Annotated in this window: 16 protein-coding genes; 7 read left to right on the top strand and 9 right to left on the bottom strand. The window is 75.7% G+C overall.

The window, feature by feature from the left end; all coding sequences use genetic code 11:
- Window positions 1-11: 11 nt before the first annotated feature.
- From PUR56_RS13990 to PUR56_RS13950, 9 genes are all read right to left on the bottom strand, one after another.
- On the bottom strand, window positions 12-941 hold the full coding sequence (locus tag PUR56_RS13990) for an SDR family oxidoreductase (protein ID WP_329949145.1): 930 nt from the start codon (window positions 939-941) through the stop codon (window positions 12-14).
- Window positions 941-1,792 (bottom strand): cupin domain-containing protein, encoded by an 852-nt coding sequence (locus PUR56_RS13985; protein ID WP_329949144.1) that lies wholly within the window; start codon window positions 1,790-1,792, stop codon window positions 941-943. The genes PUR56_RS13990 and PUR56_RS13985 overlap by 1 nt, the downstream gene beginning before the upstream one ends.
- Window positions 1,789-3,093, bottom strand: coding sequence for a zinc-dependent alcohol dehydrogenase (locus PUR56_RS13980; RefSeq protein WP_329949143.1), 1,305 nt, complete (start codon window positions 3,091-3,093; stop codon window positions 1,789-1,791). The genes PUR56_RS13985 and PUR56_RS13980 overlap by 4 nt, the downstream gene beginning before the upstream one ends.
- A complete protein-coding gene (locus PUR56_RS13975; RefSeq protein WP_329879456.1) occupies window positions 3,090-3,500 on the bottom strand; it encodes a hypothetical protein in 411 nt (136 codons plus the stop codon). The genes PUR56_RS13980 and PUR56_RS13975 overlap by 4 nt, the downstream gene beginning before the upstream one ends.
- Window positions 3,497-4,042: a hypothetical protein gene (locus PUR56_RS13970; RefSeq protein WP_329949142.1), complete on the bottom strand. Its 546-nt coding sequence runs from the start codon at window positions 4,040-4,042 to the stop codon at window positions 3,497-3,499. Before PUR56_RS13970 ends, PUR56_RS13975 begins: the two co-directional genes overlap by 4 nt.
- A 241-nt stretch (window positions 4,043-4,283) precedes the next feature.
- Complete coding sequence (locus PUR56_RS13965; protein WP_329949141.1) at window positions 4,284-5,525, bottom strand: 3-dehydroquinate synthase family protein; 1,242 nt, start codon at window positions 5,523-5,525, stop codon at window positions 4,284-4,286.
- Between the two features lie 281 nt (window positions 5,526-5,806).
- Entirely contained in the window at window positions 5,807-6,238 is a 432-nt protein-coding gene (locus PUR56_RS13960; protein ID WP_329949140.1) for a hypothetical protein, read from the bottom strand.
- Window positions 6,235-6,960 (bottom strand): cupin domain-containing protein, encoded by a 726-nt coding sequence (locus PUR56_RS13955; RefSeq protein WP_329949139.1) that lies wholly within the window; start codon window positions 6,958-6,960, stop codon window positions 6,235-6,237. Before PUR56_RS13955 ends, PUR56_RS13960 begins: the two co-directional genes overlap by 4 nt.
- Window positions 6,953-8,383, bottom strand: a complete 1,431-nt coding sequence (locus PUR56_RS13950) for a sedoheptulose 7-phosphate cyclase (protein WP_329949138.1) — start codon at window positions 8,381-8,383, stop codon at window positions 6,953-6,955. The genes PUR56_RS13955 and PUR56_RS13950 overlap by 8 nt, the downstream gene beginning before the upstream one ends.
- A 261-nt stretch (window positions 8,384-8,644) precedes the next feature.
- Here PUR56_RS13950 and PUR56_RS13945 point away from each other — a divergent pair, with 261 nt between their 5' ends.
- The 7 genes from PUR56_RS13945 to PUR56_RS13915 form a co-directional block, all read left to right on the top strand.
- Window positions 8,645-10,078 carry a phosphoribosyltransferase family protein gene (locus tag PUR56_RS13945; protein ID WP_329949137.1) on the top strand — a complete coding sequence of 478 codons (1,434 nt, stop codon included), beginning with the start codon at window positions 8,645-8,647 and terminating at the stop codon, window positions 10,076-10,078.
- 398 nt (window positions 10,079-10,476) lie between these two features.
- Window positions 10,477-11,691 carry a 4-hydroxyphenylpyruvate dioxygenase gene (gene hppD / locus PUR56_RS13940; protein WP_329879449.1) on the top strand — a complete coding sequence of 405 codons (1,215 nt, stop codon included), beginning with the start codon at window positions 10,477-10,479 and terminating at the stop codon, window positions 11,689-11,691.
- A gap of 154 nt (window positions 11,692-11,845) precedes the next feature.
- Complete coding sequence (locus tag PUR56_RS13935; protein ID WP_329949136.1) at window positions 11,846-13,054, top strand: homogentisate 1,2-dioxygenase; 1,209 nt, start codon at window positions 11,846-11,848, stop codon at window positions 13,052-13,054.
- On the top strand, window positions 13,051-13,953 hold the full coding sequence (locus tag PUR56_RS13930; protein WP_329949135.1) for a hypothetical protein: 903 nt from the start codon (window positions 13,051-13,053) through the stop codon (window positions 13,951-13,953). The genes PUR56_RS13935 and PUR56_RS13930 overlap by 4 nt, the downstream gene beginning before the upstream one ends.
- Complete coding sequence (gene fahA / locus PUR56_RS13925; RefSeq protein ID WP_329949134.1) at window positions 13,950-15,170, top strand: fumarylacetoacetase; 1,221 nt, start codon at window positions 13,950-13,952, stop codon at window positions 15,168-15,170. Before PUR56_RS13930 ends, fahA begins: the two co-directional genes overlap by 4 nt.
- A gap of 247 nt (window positions 15,171-15,417) precedes the next feature.
- The gene (locus tag PUR56_RS13920; protein ID WP_329949133.1) at window positions 15,418-16,473 is read left to right on the top strand and encodes an enoyl-CoA hydratase/isomerase family protein; all 1,056 of its coding nucleotides are present in this window, start codon (window positions 15,418-15,420) and stop codon (window positions 16,471-16,473) included.
- 166 nt (window positions 16,474-16,639) lie between these two features.
- On the top strand, window positions 16,640-17,120 hold a 481-nt coding region (locus PUR56_RS13915; RefSeq protein ID WP_329879444.1), incomplete at its 3' end, for an enoyl-CoA hydratase-related protein.

Raw genomic sequence — 17,120 nt, 5'->3', positions numbered from 1 at the left:
CCGTCAGATCGTCAGGCCGGTCGCCCCGCCGGGTGCCGGGCGTCGCCGGGCCGCTCGTGCGCGGCGTCGCGCTGGTTCGCGACGGCGCTCATCAGGCTGAGGCCGCCGTCGACCGTGAGCGAGATGCCGGTGGTGTAGGCGGCGTCCGGCCCGGTCAGGTGGACGATGGCCGCGGCGACCTCGGCGGCCCGGCCCGGGCGGCCCACCGGAATGGCGGGACGAGGGGCGAACCGGGCCGGCCGGGCGGCGTCGGCGGGCGTGCCGGGGTCGGCTCCGTCGGCTCCGTCGGGTGTGTCGTACTCGTCGGTCGCGCCGTTCATCCGGGTGGCGGTCTCGCCGGGGCTGACGGCGTTGACGGTGATCCCGTACGGGGCCAGTTCCAGGGCGAGCACCTTGGTCAGCTCGCCCAGCCCGCCCTTGGCCGCGCAGTAGGCGGCGCCGCCGACAATCGGGGTGAACTCGTGGACGGAGGTGACGTTGACGATCCGCCCCCCGCGCCCCTGCCGGACCATCCGGCGGGCAGCCGCCTGGGCACAGGCGAACGGGCCGCTGAGATCCACCGTGAGGATCCGCTGCCAGTCGTCCAGCGTCTCGTCGAGCACGGGTGAACGCCGGTTGACACCCGCGCAGTTGACCAGGATGTCGAGCCCGCCGAGCCGGTCCGCCGCGCCGTGCACGGCCCGGGCGGCGGCGGCCGGGTCGGCCAGGTCCAGCGGCAGCAGCACGGTCCGCCCGCCGGCCAGGGCGGCGGTCCGGCCGGCCGCGGCGCGGTCGGTCCGGTAGCCGATGGCCACGGTGTGGCCGGCCCGGGCCAGCGCGACGGCGGTGGCCCGGCCGATACCGGAGCTGGCGCCGGTGACGATCGCCACCGACGGCGCCGCGGCGGCTCGCCCGCGTCCGCCGGCGGGCCCTTCCCGGCGGTCGGGGTGCCCGGTGTCCATCAGGCCACCTCCGGCACGTCGGCCGGACGGACCTGGTAGCCGGCGCCGGTCAGGCTCGACGCACCCAGGTAGCCGTACAGCGCGGCGGTCGGGCCGGCCGGGCCGGTCCGGAACCCGTGCCACTCCCCCGCCGGGACGAACACCAGGTCACCGGCCCGGAGCGGGACTTCGGCGGTCTCGGTGAGGTGGCCGCCGCCTCCGGACATCACCAGGAAGAACTCGTCGGCGTGCGGGTGGCGGTGGAGGTCGTGGCCGCCCCCGACCGCGAAGGTCGAGGCCGCGACGGTGAGCCGGCGGGCGCCGACCGTGTCGGCGGTGGCGAGCCAGCGCACCTCCATCCCCGCCGAACCGGCGATCCGGCCCGCGGCGCCCGGCTCCGGCTGGACCGGGCCAGCCTCGCCCGACGGGCCCGCCTCGCCCGCCCGGCGCGCGGCGGGAACGGTCCCGGCGGCAGGAGTGGCGGGGGCGGTGGGAGCGTCAGGGGCGGTGGGCCTCGGCGGGCCCAGCGGGACGGGGTACGGGAGCGGCGCGGGCCGGTCGTCGGCCACCGCACGCGGCCGGACGGTCAGGACGGCCGCGGGCGCACCGGGCAGTGCCGTGATACCGCAGGAGCTGCCCGGCGGGTGGTACAGGCCCTCGCCGGGGCCGAGCACACGCCCGGCCGACCGGATCCGGCCGGAGAGGACCACCGTCACCGACTCGGCCACCCTGGAGGGGTGTTGCTCGACCCGGACCCCCGGCGGCAGGGTCTCGACGGTCAGCCCGCCGTGGACCGAGGGCAGGTGGAAGGGGTCGATGAGTCGGCGGAACGCGGGGGCCGTGCGGGGCACGGCGGCGGGTACGAGGATCACGCGAGGTCTCCTTGCACGGGGGGAGTCGTGGGAGTCGGGGGAGTCGTGGTGGCCGGACCGGACCGGGGCTCCCGGCGGGGCCGGCCGGTCGGGGCGGACCGGCGCCCGGGGCCGGCCGGACCGGGGACGAACGGGGTCGGGCCGCCGACGCGGCCGAAGTCGAGCAGGATCTTGGGCGGGCCGCTGCGCCCCTCGGCGAGCAACCGGAAGGCCGCCGGCCCCGCGGCCGGCGGCAGGACGGCCGCGATGAGCGGTTCCGCCACCAGCACGCCGTCACGGAACAGCCCGAGCGTGCGGTCGTAGTGGTCGAGACCGTGCCGGACCCCGATCACCTCCAGTCCACGCAGGGCGAGCCGGCCGGGGGCGAAGTCCGGGTACGGCTGCCCGGCCACGCCGATCACGGCGAGCCGTCCGCCCGGTTCCAGCAGTTCCAGGCCCAACCCGAACGCCTCGACCGCACCGGACGCCTCGACGGCGAGGGCGTAGCGGGCGCCGGCGGTGCGCGCCTGTCCGGGGGTCAGGGCGCGGCGTGCCCCGCAGCGCAGGGCGAGGTCCCGTCCGGCCGGGTCGATGCCGACGGCGTCGACGGATTCGCCGAGCCGGGCGGCGAGTTGGACGGCGAGCAGTCCCATCGTGCCGGTGCCGATCACCGCCACCCGGTCGCCGAGCCGGCAGCGGGCCTGCTCCAGGCCCGCCACCACGGTGACCGCCGGCTCGGTCAGTACCGCCGTCCGGTCCGGTACCTCGTCCGGGACTCGGGAGAGCGAACGCTCGGGCAGTTGCACGTACTGGGCGGCGGCGCCCTGGCGACCGTAGAGGCCGACCTCGGTGAGGCGTTCGCAGAGCGGACGGCGGCCCTGCCGGCACATCCGGCAGAGGCCGCAGTGCACCATCGTGTGACCGACCACCCGGTCGCCGGGCGTGAACCCGGCGACGTCGCGGCCCACCTCGACGACCGTCCCGCACCACTCGTGCCCGGGGACGAGCGGGTAGCCGGCCCGTCCGTCCCGCAGGTAGGCGGCGGTGCCGTGGAGAAGCTCCAGGTCGGTGCCGCAGAGGCCGACCAGGGAGGTGCGCACCGTGACCGCGTCCGGCCCGGGTGCCCCCGGTCGGGGCACCCGGGCGAGGGCGATCCGGTGCGGCGCCTCGAACCGCAGGGCGGTCATGGCCCGGCCGGACGCACCCGCCGGGCCCCGGGACGGTGCCGGTCCGGGGGACGGCACCGCGTTCGGCACCACGATCGGCACCGGGATCGGCCCGGTGACGGGTCCGGTGACGGGTCCGACGGGGCGGCCGCTCACGGTCGGGTCCGTCGTTCGCTGCGGCGCCGGGCCAGGGATTCCCTGGTCGCGGTGGTGCGGCGGGCCGCCGCGAGGCTGAGGCAGAGCACCTCCGCACCGACCGGGCCGGCCTCCAGCACGAGCGTGCGGCCCCGGGTCGCCAGGAGCAGGTCGCCGTCGACGGCCAGGTGGTCGGGCCCGTCGGCGGTCCCGCCGACGAGCAGGGATCCGCGCAGCACGTAGAGGACGGTCTCGGCCTCGGGCTGCCCCGCCAGCGTGTGGTGGGCGCCGGGGCTGAGGCGCAGGTGGTCGAAGGACTCGCACGCGCTGGCGAGCATGGAACGGCGCGCCAGGCAGCGCAGTCGGACGCGTTCGCCGTTCGGGCCGAGGATGACGGCGGCCGAGGCCGTCGCGGTGGTGACGATCACCGGGACTCGCCTCCCTTCGGGCTCGGGGGGTTCTCGGGGCGGTCCGGATGTCCGGGGCGGTCGGCGCCGCCGGAACGGCTACCGCGCTCGGGGTTCTCCGGCGGTTCCGGGTCCGCGCGGTGTTCCGCCTGCGCGGGCCGGTCCGGGTGCACCGGGCGGTGTTCGGTGGTGGGGCGGCCGGCGGCCGGGTGGGCGGCGGCCCGGCCCGGATGCCCGGCGACGGCGAGGACGGCGTGGAAGAACTCCAGACCGGCCGTTCCTGCGGTGAGCACGGTGCCCGTGCCCAGCGGCAGCGTCACGGCGGTGCCCTCGACCAGCGGGATTCCGGAGTCGGGGGCCGTCGACGCCTCCGACCCGGGAGCGGTGGCGGTGCCCGAACCGGCCGTGATGTAGAGGGCGCGTTCGACACCCTCGGCGACGACCTCGGCGCTGCGGCCCGGGTCGAGCCACTGCAGGCCGACGGCGCGGAGCGGTCCGGTCAGCACCCGGCTGGGGTCGACCGCGCCACGTCGGCGGAGGTCGGTGATGACGGTGCCCGTCATGACGGGGACTCCTTCTGCTGTCCGGCGGTCCGTGCTGGGCCGCTTCTGATCTCCACGATGTGGCGCCCGCCGTCCCGGTCGCACGGGAGCCCGGTCCCGTCCTGCTCCCGCCCCCGGCCGGGCCCGGGAGCGGCGCCGGTCCCGGGGGTCACGGGACCGGGAACAGCGGCCGGGACGAGGGCCGGGACGACGGGCACGGGCCGAGCGGGGCCGGGCACCGCGGGCCGGACCCGTCTGCCGCTCAGCGGGCGGCGCACAGCGCGTCCGGGAGGGGCAGCAGGCCCTGGCCGGGCACCGCGGCCGGGCCGGGCAGCCGGTCCCGGACGGGCGGCGCGTCCGGTGCGGCGGCCCGGCTGTGCGGGAGGCCGGCCGGACCGCCCAGGCTCCCGACGGCGGCCCGCAGCACCCTGCCGTCCACCGGGCCGAGCAACCGGCCGTCGACGCAGTGCGGGTGACCGAGGTCGGCGAGGAGCAGCAGGCCCGGGGCGGCTGCGGCGCCGACGGCTGCCGCGAGGCGGTCCGTGTCCACGCCGCCGGGCAGGGCGGTCGGCGCGCCGGTCCGGGCCAGCAGATCGCCGTGGGCCCGGGCGGCGGGACCGTTCAGCAGGCCGAGCCGGAAGGCGATCCGGCCGGCGAGGAGCAGGCCCAGGGCGTCGGCGTCGCCGGGTGCGAGCGCCGGGCCGACGGCGGTCCGCAGGGCCCGGCCGAGACTCCGGCCGTAGCCGAGGGCGAGGGCCGGGCCGGTCTCGTACGGGTCGAAGCAGACCAGGGCGGCGCGGGCGTCCGCGCAGAGCGCGAGCAGCGCCGTGAGGGTCCGCTCGCCGTACCGGGCCCCGGGGGCGAGGGCCTCGGCCAGCGGCGCGTACTGCGCCGGGCAGACGGCGAGGACGTGCCGGACGACGGCGACCGTCCCGGCTGCGGTCTCCCGGGCCGGGCGGTCGGCCAGCCGGTCGGCGCGGACCCAGACCAGGGCGGGCGCGGGACCGGCGGCGCCGCCGCGGCCGGGGTCCGCGGAGGACGGGCCCGTCGGAGCGGGACGGTGCAGGGCGAGCGCCGGTCCGCAGGCCGTGGCGAGGTCGGTCGGTACCCGGACGTCGGCCGCGACGGCGCAGGCCCGCTCACCGCCGACGGCGATGACGACGGTCCGGCCGGCCGGAGCGGGCCGGTCGGGGAGCGGACCGCTCCGCAGGTCGTGGACCGCGCACGGGGCCCGGGAGGCGGCGAGCGCGTGCACCCGGGCCACGAGGTCGGCGGGCGCCGTACCGTCCGTCACGAGGACGAACCGGAAGGCGGCCGACCCGGCAGGACCGGAGGCTTCGGCGGACCCGGCGGACCCTACGAAACCGGCCGAACCGGCGGAACCGGCGAACTCGCCGATCCGTTCGCCGAGTTCGTCCCAGGACTGCTCGCCGCTGCGGACCGCCAGGGAGATGCTCGCGGCACCGGCCTGGATCCGCCGGTCGAGTCGAACGCTGCTACGCATGGCGGGCCTCCTCCCGTTCGGGATCGCACACCCACCGTGCGGCGCCCGTCGCCCCGGACGCCTGAGCCGCCGGGCCTGTCCGCGCCCCGGCCGGGCCCGGGTGCAGCGTCCCGGCCCGTCCCGGTGCCCGGGAGGAGGACACCGGGACCGGTCCCGACGGCGCGGGCACCGGGCCGGGCCGGGCAACGGGCGACGGCGGCGCAACGGGCGACGGCGGCCCGGGCCTGCCCGCACTCCCGGCCGACCGCTCCGGTCTGCCGTTCCCGGTCAGCCGTTCCCGGTCAGCCGCTCCCTGCCGACGGCGGTTCGTCGGCTGCCGTGCCGTGGCCGTCGAGCTCCGGCCGCCGCTCCGGCAGCGCGGCGCCGACCCGCGCCGGCAGGACGGTCAGACAGAGCAGCTCCGCACCGAGCGGCCCGCCGTGCAGGTGGACGGACTCCCCGTGCGGGGCGAGGACCAGGGCGCCGCGGTCGAGCAGGCGCAGTGGCAGGTCGGGGCAGTCGAGCAGCGCGACCGGACCGCGCAGCACGTACCAGGCGGCTTCCGTGGATTCGCGCCCGGCGAGGTCGAAGCAGGCGCCGGGGCCGAGCCGGACGTGTTCGAAGGCCTCGCATTCGCTGTGCAGCATGCCCCGCCGGGCCAGGCAGCGGGTGCGGACCCGCTGGGTGCCGGGGCCCAGCAGCAGTCGGGGCCCGCCGGTTCCGGTGACGATCATCGCCGCTCACCGCCCGGAAGGAGCAGCTCCGCGTGCACGTACGCCAGTCCGGACGGTCCGGCGGCGAGGCCGGCCGCCGTGCCGTGCGGCAGGGTGAGCGCGGTCCCGGGCCGCAGCGGCGCCCGGACACTCCCGGCGTCCGTCCGCCCGCCCCCGCCGGTGACGAACACCGTGTGTTCCGCGCCGTCCGCCACGAGCCCGGTGCTTTCGCCGGGCGCCAGTTCGGCGTGGTGGAGCAGGCGCAGCGGTCCGCCGATGACGGCGGACGGGTCCAGCGGCCCGGTCCGCCGCAGGTCGGTGATCACCGTGCTGCCGACCCGTCGGCCGCCGTCGTCACCCGCCCGGTCCGGATCCTCCTCCGTCGGGTCGGCCGGCAGTTCGATCACCAGCCACTCCAGCGGCTCCGCGCCCGTGTTGCGCAACCCGTGCCGGGTGCCGACCGCCGTCAGCACGGCGTCACCGGACCGGACCGGGTAGGGGCGGCCGTCGAGGGTGACCTCGCCCTCCCCCGCCAGCAGCACGTAGATCTCGCGGGTCCGGGTGTGCAGGTGTTCGCCGCTGACCCCGCCGACCGGCACGCGGGCCCACTCCACGGCCTCCCAGGCCCCGGTCAGCCCCACCCGGCGGGCCAGGCACGTCCACTCGGTCACCCCGGCCGCGCCGTGCACGCCGTGGACGGCGGCCGGCGCGCCGGTGTCCGCGACCACGATCGCGCTACGCACGCGTCTCACTCCCCTCCCACGTCCGGAACGCCTGTCCGGTCCCCGGCCGCGCGCGCTCCGCCGCCGACCAGGCACGCAACCGGCCTGCCGCCTCGGCGAGTTCACGGGCGTCGAGGTCGTCGACGAAGACGCCGGACCCGATCCCGGACGGCAGTGGCAGCCGTTGCCGCCCGTCGCGGTGGCGAACGGTGTCGGCGAGTGCCTCACCGAGCGTCAGCGGCTCGACCAGCGGGTGCCAGACGGGCAGTTCGAGCCGCCGCATCAGCCGCAGGATCCGTTCGCCCTGCGCGGCGTCGAGCAGTCCGCGCCGCTGGGCGACCACGGTGGTGAGCGCCATGTCGACGCAGACCGCCTCGCCGTGCAGGAGTTCGGGCAGTGCGCGCATCTCCACGGTCGGGCTGAACGAGTGGCCGTAGTCCATGAGGCGTTCCAGCCGGTGCTCCCAGAGGTTGGGCTGGAGCTCCTCCAGCATGCCGTGGACGGCACGGCCGAGCACCGCAGCGGCGACGCGCCGGCCCTGGAAGCGTTCGTCGAGGAGGCTCCGGCCGTGGCGGTCCAGGAGTTCGAAGAGGTCACGGTCCTTGATCAGGGCGACCTTGAGGATCTCCGCGAGCCCGTTCCCGAGGTGCCGCCGGTCCAGGGTGTCGAGGAACGCCGGGTCGAGCAGGGTGTCCACGGCCGGGTGGTAGGTGCCGAGCCGGTTCTTGTGCCGGCCGTGGTTGACGCCGGTCTTGGCGCCGACACCGGCGTCGACCAGACCGATCAGCGTGGTCGGCACCCGGACGAACGGGGTGGAGCGGCGGTACAGGCTGCAGGCGAGGCCGACGACGTCGGTCAGCACGCCGCCGCCGACGGCGATGACCGGTTCGCCGCGTCGGGAGATGCCGAAGGAGTCCATCCGGTCGGCGACCTGGAACACCGAGTCCATGGTCTTCACCTGCTCGTGTGCGGGCAGGACCAGTGCCTCGTACTCGACGCCCTGGGCGGTCAGGTAGCGGTGGAGCCGGTGTCCGTGCAGTTCGTGCACCCGGGCGTCGACCACGACGAGCCGGCGTCCGGGCGGTCCGCCGGCCAGGGCGAGCGCGGGGTTCCCGGGGTCCAGGACGCCGGGGGTGAAGCGGACCCGGTAGCTGACGGGCAGCGCGGTGGCGACCGTCCAGCCGGCGGCCGGGGCGCCGCTCACCGGGTCACCGGTGGCGTGCAGGCCGGCGACGTGCCCGGCTGCCGTGCCGTGCCGGCCCGCGGGGGCGTGGCCGGCGGAGTCGGGCCCGGCGGCGTGGAGACCGGCGGAGTGCGGTCCCGGCACGGCACGGCGGTCGCGGCCCCGGGCCTCGCGGGCGGTCAGGGCGGACGCGGCGTTCTCGGCGCCATCGGCGGTTTCCGCGGGTTCGGCGGCGGGGTGCTGGGGGTGGGGAATGGACACGGGTCGACTCCTTCGCACGGATCGGGTGGCACGGCCGGACGCAGGACGGGCGACCGGGCCGCTCTCCACGCTGTCCCGCCCGCCGTCCCGGCCACACGGGCGGCCGGGCCCATCCGTGTCCCGGCCCCACCCGGGACACGGCCGCCCCCGCGGCCCGCCGCCCCGGCACACCGACCGCCCCACCGCCCCACCGCCCCACCGCCCAGCCGCCCAGCCGCCCAGCCGCCCAGCCGACGTACGGTGGAAGCCGGAGGCCGCACCATGCACGTCACCGGAACCCACTTCACCGACCGCACCGACGCGGGACGCCGACTGGCCGCGCTCCTGGGCCATCTGCGCGGCCCCGGCACCGTGGTGGTCGCCCTGCCGCGCGGCGGGGTCCCGGTGGCCGCCGAGGTGGCGGCCGCCCTCGGCGCCCCGCTCGACATCTGCGTGATCCGCAAGCTCGGTGTCCCGTACCAGCCGGAGCTGGGTATGGGGGCGATCGGCGAGGACGGCGTACGGGTGCTCAACGACCAGGTGCTGCGGCCGGCCGGGGTCACGGCGCGGCAGCTCGCCGACGTGGAGTCCCGGGAACGCGTCGAGCTGGAGCGCCGGGCCCGCCGCTACCGGGGCGACCGGCCACCCGCGGATCTGCGGGGGCGGACGGTGGTCGTCGTCGACGACGGCATCGCGACCGGTTCGACCGCCCGGGCCGCCTGCCTGATCGTCCGGGCCCGCGGCGCCGCCCGGGTGGTGCTGGCCGTCCCGGTGGCCCCCGACGACTGGACGGACCGGCTCGACGACGTCGCCGACGAGCTGGTCTGCGTGGGTACGCCGTCGCCGTTCTTCGCGATCGGCGAGTTCTACGCCGACTTCCGGCAGACCGAGGACACCGAGGTCCTGCGCCGTCTCGCCGAGGCCGGCGCACGGGAGGAGGCACGGGCGGAGGCAGGAGCCGGCACGCCGGTCGGCGCCGGGCCCGACCGCGGCGTCGAGCCGGACTCCACCGACCTCACGGACCCCACCGACCGCGAGCTGACCGTCGCGGCCGGTGGGGTCCGGCTGACCGGCCGGCTGACCGTGCCCGCCGGTGCACGCGGGATCGTGGTGTTCGCGCACGGCAGCGGCAGCAGCCGGCGCAGCCCGCGCAACCGGTACGTGGCCGACTACCTCAACCGGTCGGGGCTGGCGACCTACCTCTTCGACCTGCTCACCGAGGACGAGGAGCCCGACCGGCGGAACGTCTTCGACGTCGACCTGCTCGGCGCCCGGCTGACGGACGTCGCCGGCCACCTCCCCGCGGTCCTGCCCGCCCGGCTCTCCGCCGCCCCGTCCGCGGGGCCGCCCGGCCGGGACGGCCCCGCGGACGGGATCCCGCTCGGCCTGTTCGGCGCCAGCACCGGCGCCGCCGCCGCGCTGTGGACCGCCGCCCGGCTCGGCGACGGCGTGCGGGCGGTGGTCTCCCGGGGCGGGCGGCCGGACCTCGCCGGCGCCGGGAACCTGGGCCGCGTCACCGCGCCGACCCTGTTGATCGTCGGCTCCCGGGACGGCCCGGTGATCGATCTGAACCGGCGGGCGCGCGAGCTGCTGCGCTGCGAGAGTGAGCTCGCGGTGGTGCCGAACGCCGGTCACCTCTTCGAGGAGCCGGGCACCCTCGACCGGGTCGCCGAGCTGGCCCGCGTCTGGTTCGTCGACCACTTCGCACCGGCCTGACGAACTCCGCCGCGACCCCCGCCACGACCCGCCGACCCGCTTGCACACACCGACCCGCACCACCCCTGACCAGCCCTGACCAGGCCCTGACCGGGCTCCGAGCACGCCCCGGCCCCCCACCGTGGCCGGCCGCTCCCGGGGCACCCGACCGACGCCCCCGGTCCCTCGGGGGCGTTCCTCAGAACTCGTGAAACCGCCCCCAAGACCAGGCATTCTGCACAGCAGGACCAGGGATTTCCTGATCACCTTGTACACATTGAACAGTGGAAATCCGACCTGTTGCCCAACTACCCCGACTGGAGCAAGCTCTCCGCTCAGCCGCACTCGCACCCACCCCGCGGCGCGGCCGCCTCAAGCGGATGCCTCAATGCCGAGGCCTCAATGTGGAGGAACGACCGATGACCCCGCAGTCCCACGCCCTTGAGCTCACCCCCGAGGAACGCGAGGCCGGTCTCGACGCCGAGCAGCTCCGCCGCCTCGTCGGCCTCGTCGAGCACGACCCCGCGACCGACCCGTTCCCGGTCACCGCGCAGGACGCCGTCGTGTTCGTCGTCGGCAACGCCACCCAGACGGCCCAGTTCTACCAGGTCGTCTTCGGCATGGAGCTGGTCGCCTACTCCGGTCCGGAGACGGGCGTCCGCGACCGCAAGGCCTTCGTCCTGCGCTCCGGCTCCTGCCGGTTCGTGATCACGGGCGGCGTCGCCCCGGACAGCCCGCTGCTGGACCACCACCGCCGGCACGGCGACGGCGTCGTGGACCTGGCGCTGGAGGTCCCGGACGTCGACAAGTGCATCGCGCACGCCCGGGCCCAGGGCGCGACGGTCCTGGAGGAGCCGAACGACGAGTCCGACGAGAACGGCACCGTGCGCCGCGCCGCGATCGCCACGTACGGCGAGACCCGGCACACCCTGATCGACCGCTCCCGCTACCACGGCCCGTACCTGCCGGGGTTCGTCGCCGCGCAGAGCAGGGTGAAGCACCCCGAGGGCTCGCCGCGGCGGCTGTTCCAGGCGCTCGACCACGCGGTCGGCAACGTCGAGATCGGCAAGATGGACCAGTGGGTCGCCTTCTACAACAAGGTCCTGGGCTTCGTGAACATGGCCGAGTTCGTCGGTGACGACATCGCCACCGACTACTCCGCCCTGATGTCCAAGGTCGTCGCCAGCGGCAACCACCGGGTGAAGTTCCCGCTCAACGAGCCGGCCGTCGCCAAGAAGAAGTCCCAGATCGACGAGTACCTGGAGTTCTACACCGGCGCGGGCTGCCAGCACATGGCGCTGGCCACCAACGACATCCTCACCACGGTGGACGTGCTGCGTGCCCGCGGCGTGGAGTTCCTGAACACCCCCGACTCGTACTACGACGACGCCGAGCTGCGCGAGCGGATCGGCAAGGTCCGGGTGCCGATCGAGGAGCTCAAGAAGCGCGGCATCCTGGTCGACCGGGACGAGGACGGCTACCTGCTCCAGATCTTCACCAAGCCGATCGGCGACCGTCCGACCGTCTTCTACGAGTTCATCGAGCGGCATGGTTCGCTGGGCTTCGGGAAGGGCAACTTCAAGGCGCTCTTCGAGGCCATCGAGCGCGAGCAGGACCGCCGCGGCAACCTCTGAGGTGCCGCCCCGGCCCCGCGTCACGCGCCGGGCCGGAAACCGCCGGCCCGGCGCCACCCCGCCGGGCCGGCCATCGCGGAACCGGCACCGCGGGACCGGCACCGCTGGAACCGGCCACCGCTGAGCCGTAGGAAGGTCTGGGAGGAGCAGGACGATGGCGCACTACCGGCAGCTGGGCAGCATCCCGCCCAAGCGGCACACGCAGCACCGCACACCCGAAGGCGGTCTGTACTACGAGGAGCTGATGGGCGAGGAGGGGTTCTCCTCGGACTCCTCGCTGCTCTACCACCGGGGCATCCCCTCGGCCGTCGTGAACGCGGTACCGTGGGAGTTGCCGGACCAGTCGACGGTGCCCAACCACCCGCTGCTCCCCCGCCACCTCAAGCTGCACGAGCTGTTCGCGGGCCAGGACTGGAAGTCCGCGGACGTCGTGGCCGGTCGCCGGCTGGTCCTCGGCAACGGCGACGTGCGGATCTCCTACGTCGCCGCCGGGGCGCCCAGCGAGCTGTTCCGCAACGCGCTCGGTGACGAGTGCGTGTACGTGGAGTCCGGCACCGGCACCCTGGAGACGGTGTTCGGCACGCTGGAGGTCGGCCAGGGCGACTATGTGATCATCCCGCGGGCGACCACCCACCGGTGGCTGCCGACCGGCGACGAGCCGCTGCGCGCCTACTGCATCGAGGCGAACAGCCACATCACCCCGGTGAAGCGCTTCCTCTCCAAGTACGGCCAGCTGCTGGAGCACGCGCCGTACTGCGAGCGGGACCTGCGCGGCCCGGCCGAACTGCTACCGGCCGACGCCGCGCCCGAGGGCGACGTCGACGTGCTGGTCAAGCACCGCGGCCCGAACGGGATCTCCGGCACCCGCTACACCGTGCCGCACCACCCGTTCGACGTGGTCGGCTGGGACGGCTGCCTGTACCCGTACGCGTTCAACATCCGGGACTACGAGCCGATCACCGGGCGGATCCACCAGCCGCCGCCGGCCCACCAGGTGTTCGAGGGCAACGGGTTCGTGATCTGCAACTTCGTGCCCCGCAAGGTCGACTACCACCCGCTGTCGATCCCCGTGCCCTACTACCACTCCAACGTGGACAGCGACGAGGTCATGTTCTACTGCGGCGGCGACTACGCGGCCCGCAAGGGCTCTGGCATCGCCCAGGGCTCGATCTCGCTGCACCCCGGCGGCCACACCCACGGCCCGCAGCCGGGCGCGTACGAGCGGTCCATCGGCGCGGAGTTCTTCGACGAGCTCGCGGTCATGGTGGACACGTTCCGCCCGCTGGAGCTGGGCGAGGGCGGCCGGGCGAGCGAGGACCCGGGCTACGCCTGGACCTGGGCCGGCCGGGGGCCTCAGCGGTGAACGACACCCGGGAGTCCGTCGTCCCCGAGCTGTTCCGGGGGCTCTTCGACGACGCGGCGGTGTTCCCGCCGGGGAACCTGCCGGTCGCCGAGGCGGCGCCCGCCCACCGCGCGCACCGGACCGCCTGGTACGCCGACGCGGTCGGCCCGTTCCTCTGCGGAGCGGGCCGGCTGGCCGAACTGGGCGGGACGGTCGGCTCCGGGCCCGCCCTCCGGGTCGGCCTGGTGCTGCCGGGGGGCAGCTCCGAGCTCGGCCCGGCGCTCACCGCCGCCGCGCCGTTCGAGGTCGCCGGGGTCGAGCTGTCGACCCGGGACGCCCGGGAGGCGATCGCCGCGCTCGACCTGCTGCTGCCGCCCTCCGTCCCGGCGGCCGTCGAACTGCCGCGCGAACTGCTGCGCGGCGACGGCCTGGACGAGGTGCTGGACGCCCTGGTCGACAGCCCGTACCGGGCCAAGTTCCGCACCGGCGGAGTGGTGGCCGGGGCCTTCCCGGACGAGGAGGAGCTGGCCGGCTTCCTCACCGGCTGCGCGCAGCGCGGCCTGCCGTACAAGTGCACCGCCGGGCTGCACCACGCCGTCCGGCACACCGATCAAGCGACCGGCTTCGAGCACCACGGCTTCCTGAACGTCCTGCTCGCGGCCCTGGAGACCGACCGGAAGGCCGCCGCCGAGGTGCTGGCGGAGCGGTCCGGCGAGGTCCTGGCAGCGTCGGTACGCGACCTGACCGATCGTCAGATTACCGCGATCCGCAACTCGTTCACGGCATTCGGCACGTGCAGCATCGTCGAGCCGCTGGACGACCTGGCCGCGCTCGGCCTGCTGTCCGGGCCCGGCGCCGCGCCGGCCGGGTCGACCTCGCCACCCACCTCGCCCGACTCCCCGTCCCAGGAGGACCGTTGACCACCCCCCTCAGCTGGCCGGTGAGCGCCCAGGACTCCCCGTTCGGCGTGCACAACCTGCCCTACGGCGTCTTCACCGCGGCCGACCGGCCGGGCCGGCGGCGCGTCGGCGTCCGGATCGGGGACTTCGTCCTCGACGCCGGAGCGGCCGCCCGCGCCGTCGGGGCGCCGTCCGTGCTGCTCGACGCGGAATCGCTCAACCCGCTGCTGGGAGCGGGCCGTCCGGTCTGGACGCAGGTCCGGGCCGACCTGACCCGCTGGCTCACCGAGGAGTCCTTCCGGGAGGCCGTCTCCCCGGCGCTGCTGCCGCTCGCGGAGGTGGAGCTCCACCTGCCGTTCGAGGTCGCCGACTACGTCGACTTCTACGCCTCCGAGCACCACGCCACCAACCTGGGCCGGATGTTCCGCCCCGGCACGGAGCCGCTGACACCCAACTGGAAGCACCTGCCGATCGGCTACCACGGGCGCTCCGGCACCGTCGTGGTCTCCGGCACGCCGGTGGTCCGCCCGCACGGCCAGCGCAAGACGCCCGCCGACGCCGCCCCGTCCTTCGGCCCGACCCGGCGGCTGGACATCGAGGCCGAGGTCGGCTTCGTGGTCGGCGCCCCGTCCGCGCTCGGCACGCCGGTCCCGCTGGACCGGTTCCGCGAGCACGTCTTCGGCGTCTGCCTGGTCAACGACTGGTCCGCGCGCGACATCCAGGCCTGGGAGTACGTGCCGCTCGGCCCGTTCCTCGGCAAGTCCTTCGCCACCTCCCTCTCGCCGTGGATCGTGCCGCTGGACGCCCTGGAGCACGCGCGGGTCGCCCCGCCGGCCCGGGACGTCGAGCCGCTCCCCTACCTGGACGACCGCGGCGGCGAGCCGTGGGCGCTGGACCTCGCGCTGGAGGTGCGGCTCAACGGACACACCGTCTCCCGGCCGCCGTTCGCCGCGATGTACTGGACGGCCGCCCAGCAGCTCACCCACATGACGGCCAACGGCGCCTCGCTGCGCACCGGCGACCTGTTCGCGTCGGGCACGGTCAGCGGACCGGAGCGGGACACCCGAGGCGCGCTGATCGAGCTGACCTGGAACGGCGAGGAGCCGCTCAAGCTCCCCGACGGGTCCACCCGGACGTTCCTGGAGGACGGCGACGAGGTGACCATCACCGCCACCGCCCCCGGCCCGGACGGCACGCGGATCGGCTTCGGCGAGGTCACCGGCCGCGTGGCGCCGTAGGAGGCCCCGCGGGCCGCACCGGCCGTCCCACCGCGAAGGGCGGCACCGTACGCAACCGGTGCCGCCCTTCGCGCCGGTCGGCGACTCCCCGCCCACCCCGTACCGCTCGGCCGGACGGCGACGTCCACCGGCACCGATGGACGTCCATGATCGCGTCGGTTCTCAGGGGTCACCGCTGCCAGTACCGTGTCCGGAGGAACCATCCGACCTTGCAGCGCGGGACCGATGACGGACGGGAGCGAGCCCGATGAGCGACGAGGCACAGGTCTACCGGGACGGCGGCGTGGGGCGGATCGTGCTCGACCGCCCGAGAGCCCTCAACTCCCTCACCCACGGCATGATCACGACCGTCCGGGCCGCACTGGACGGCTGGGCCTCCGACGACGCCGTCCGTGCCGTGGTTCTGACCGGCGCCGGCGACCGCGGGCTCTGCGCGGGAGCGGACATCCGGGCGATGCACGACGACGCCAAGGCGGGCGGAGCCGGTTCGCGCGCCTTCTTCCGCGACGAGTACCGGCTCAACGCGCTGATCGCCCGCTACCCGAAGCCGTACCTCGCGGTGATGGACGGCATCACCATGGGCGGCGGTGTCGGGCTGTCCGCCCACGGCGCGGTGCGGATCGTCACCGAGCGTTCGGTGGTGGCGATGCCGGAGACCCGGATCGGCCTGGTGCCGGACGTCGGCGGCAGCCGCCTGCTGGCCCACGCCCCGGGCGAGTTGGGCACCCACCTGGGGCTCACCTCGGCCTCGATGGGGCCGGGCGACGCGCTGCTCTGCGGGTTCGCCGACCACTTCGTCCCGTCGGCGCAGGTGCCGGCCCTGCTCGCCGGGCTCGTCGCCGCCGACGGCCTCGACACCGTGGCCGCGGTCACCGCCGCCGTGGCCGTGCACGCCGAACCGGCGCCGCCCGCCGCACTCGCCCGGCAGCGGGCGTGGATCGACCAGTGCTACGCCGCCGACAGCGTCGAGGAGATCGTCGATCGGCTGCTCGGCAGCGGGGTCCCGGAGGCGAAGGAGGCGGCCCAGCAGGTGCTCGCCAACTCCCCGACCGCCGTCAAGGTCACGCTCGCGGCGCTGCGCCGGGCCCGCACGCTGCCGTCGCTGGAGGCGGTGCTGGAGCAGGAGTACCGGATCTCCTGCGCGGCGCTGGACGGCCACGACCTGGTCGAGGGCATCCGCGCGCAGGTCGTGGACAAGGACCGTGACCCGCACTGGTCCCCGGCGTCGCTGGCCGCCGTCACCGAGGAGGACGTGGCGCGTTTCCTGGCCCCGCGTGAGGGTGACGGGCCGGCCCTGGACTGAACAGCCGGACCGACCCGCCCGAGCCACCGGCCCGAACCCCCGGGGCGCGGCCCGTGACGACCGTCTCGCGGAGCGAGACTGGCGCGAGGCGGTCCGGTTCGGAGATCGTGGGGTGGTCAGAGCGCGCCCCGGCGGCGCCGAGCAGTGGAAAAGGGAGTCAACGGCGATGACCGACACCTACGAGACGATCCTGGTCGAGCGCAAGGGCCGGGTCGGGCTGATCACGCTCAACCGGCCGGAGGCCCTGAACGCGCTCAACACGCAGCTCATGAACGAGGTCGTGACCGCCGCGACCGCGTTCGACCGGGACCCGGAGATCGGCTGTCTGGTGATCACCGGCTCCGAGAAGGCGTTCGCGGCCGGCGCCGACATCAAGGAGATGCAGGGCAACCGGTTCCCCGACGTCTACCTGGACGACTGGCTGGGCCCGTGGGACCGGCTCGGCGAGCTCCGCAAGCCGGTGGTGGCCGCGGTGGCCGGCTTCGCCCTGGGCGGGGGCTGTGAGCTGGCGATGCTCTGCGACATCCTGCTCGCGGCGGACACCGCGAAGTTCGGCCAGCCGGAGATCAAGCTGGGGGTGATCCCCGGGATCGGCGGTTCGCAGCGGCTCACCCGGGCGGTCGGCAAGGCGAAGGCGATGGAGCTGT

Origin of the sequence: Streptomyces sp. BE303, assembly GCF_036290945.1 — a bacterium.
In the GTDB taxonomy this organism is placed as follows: Bacteria; Actinomycetota; Actinomycetes; order Streptomycetales; family Streptomycetaceae; genus Kitasatospora.
The sequence above is the reverse complement of the archived record's forward strand: the minus strand, read 5'-3'. Positions and strand labels throughout refer to the sequence as shown.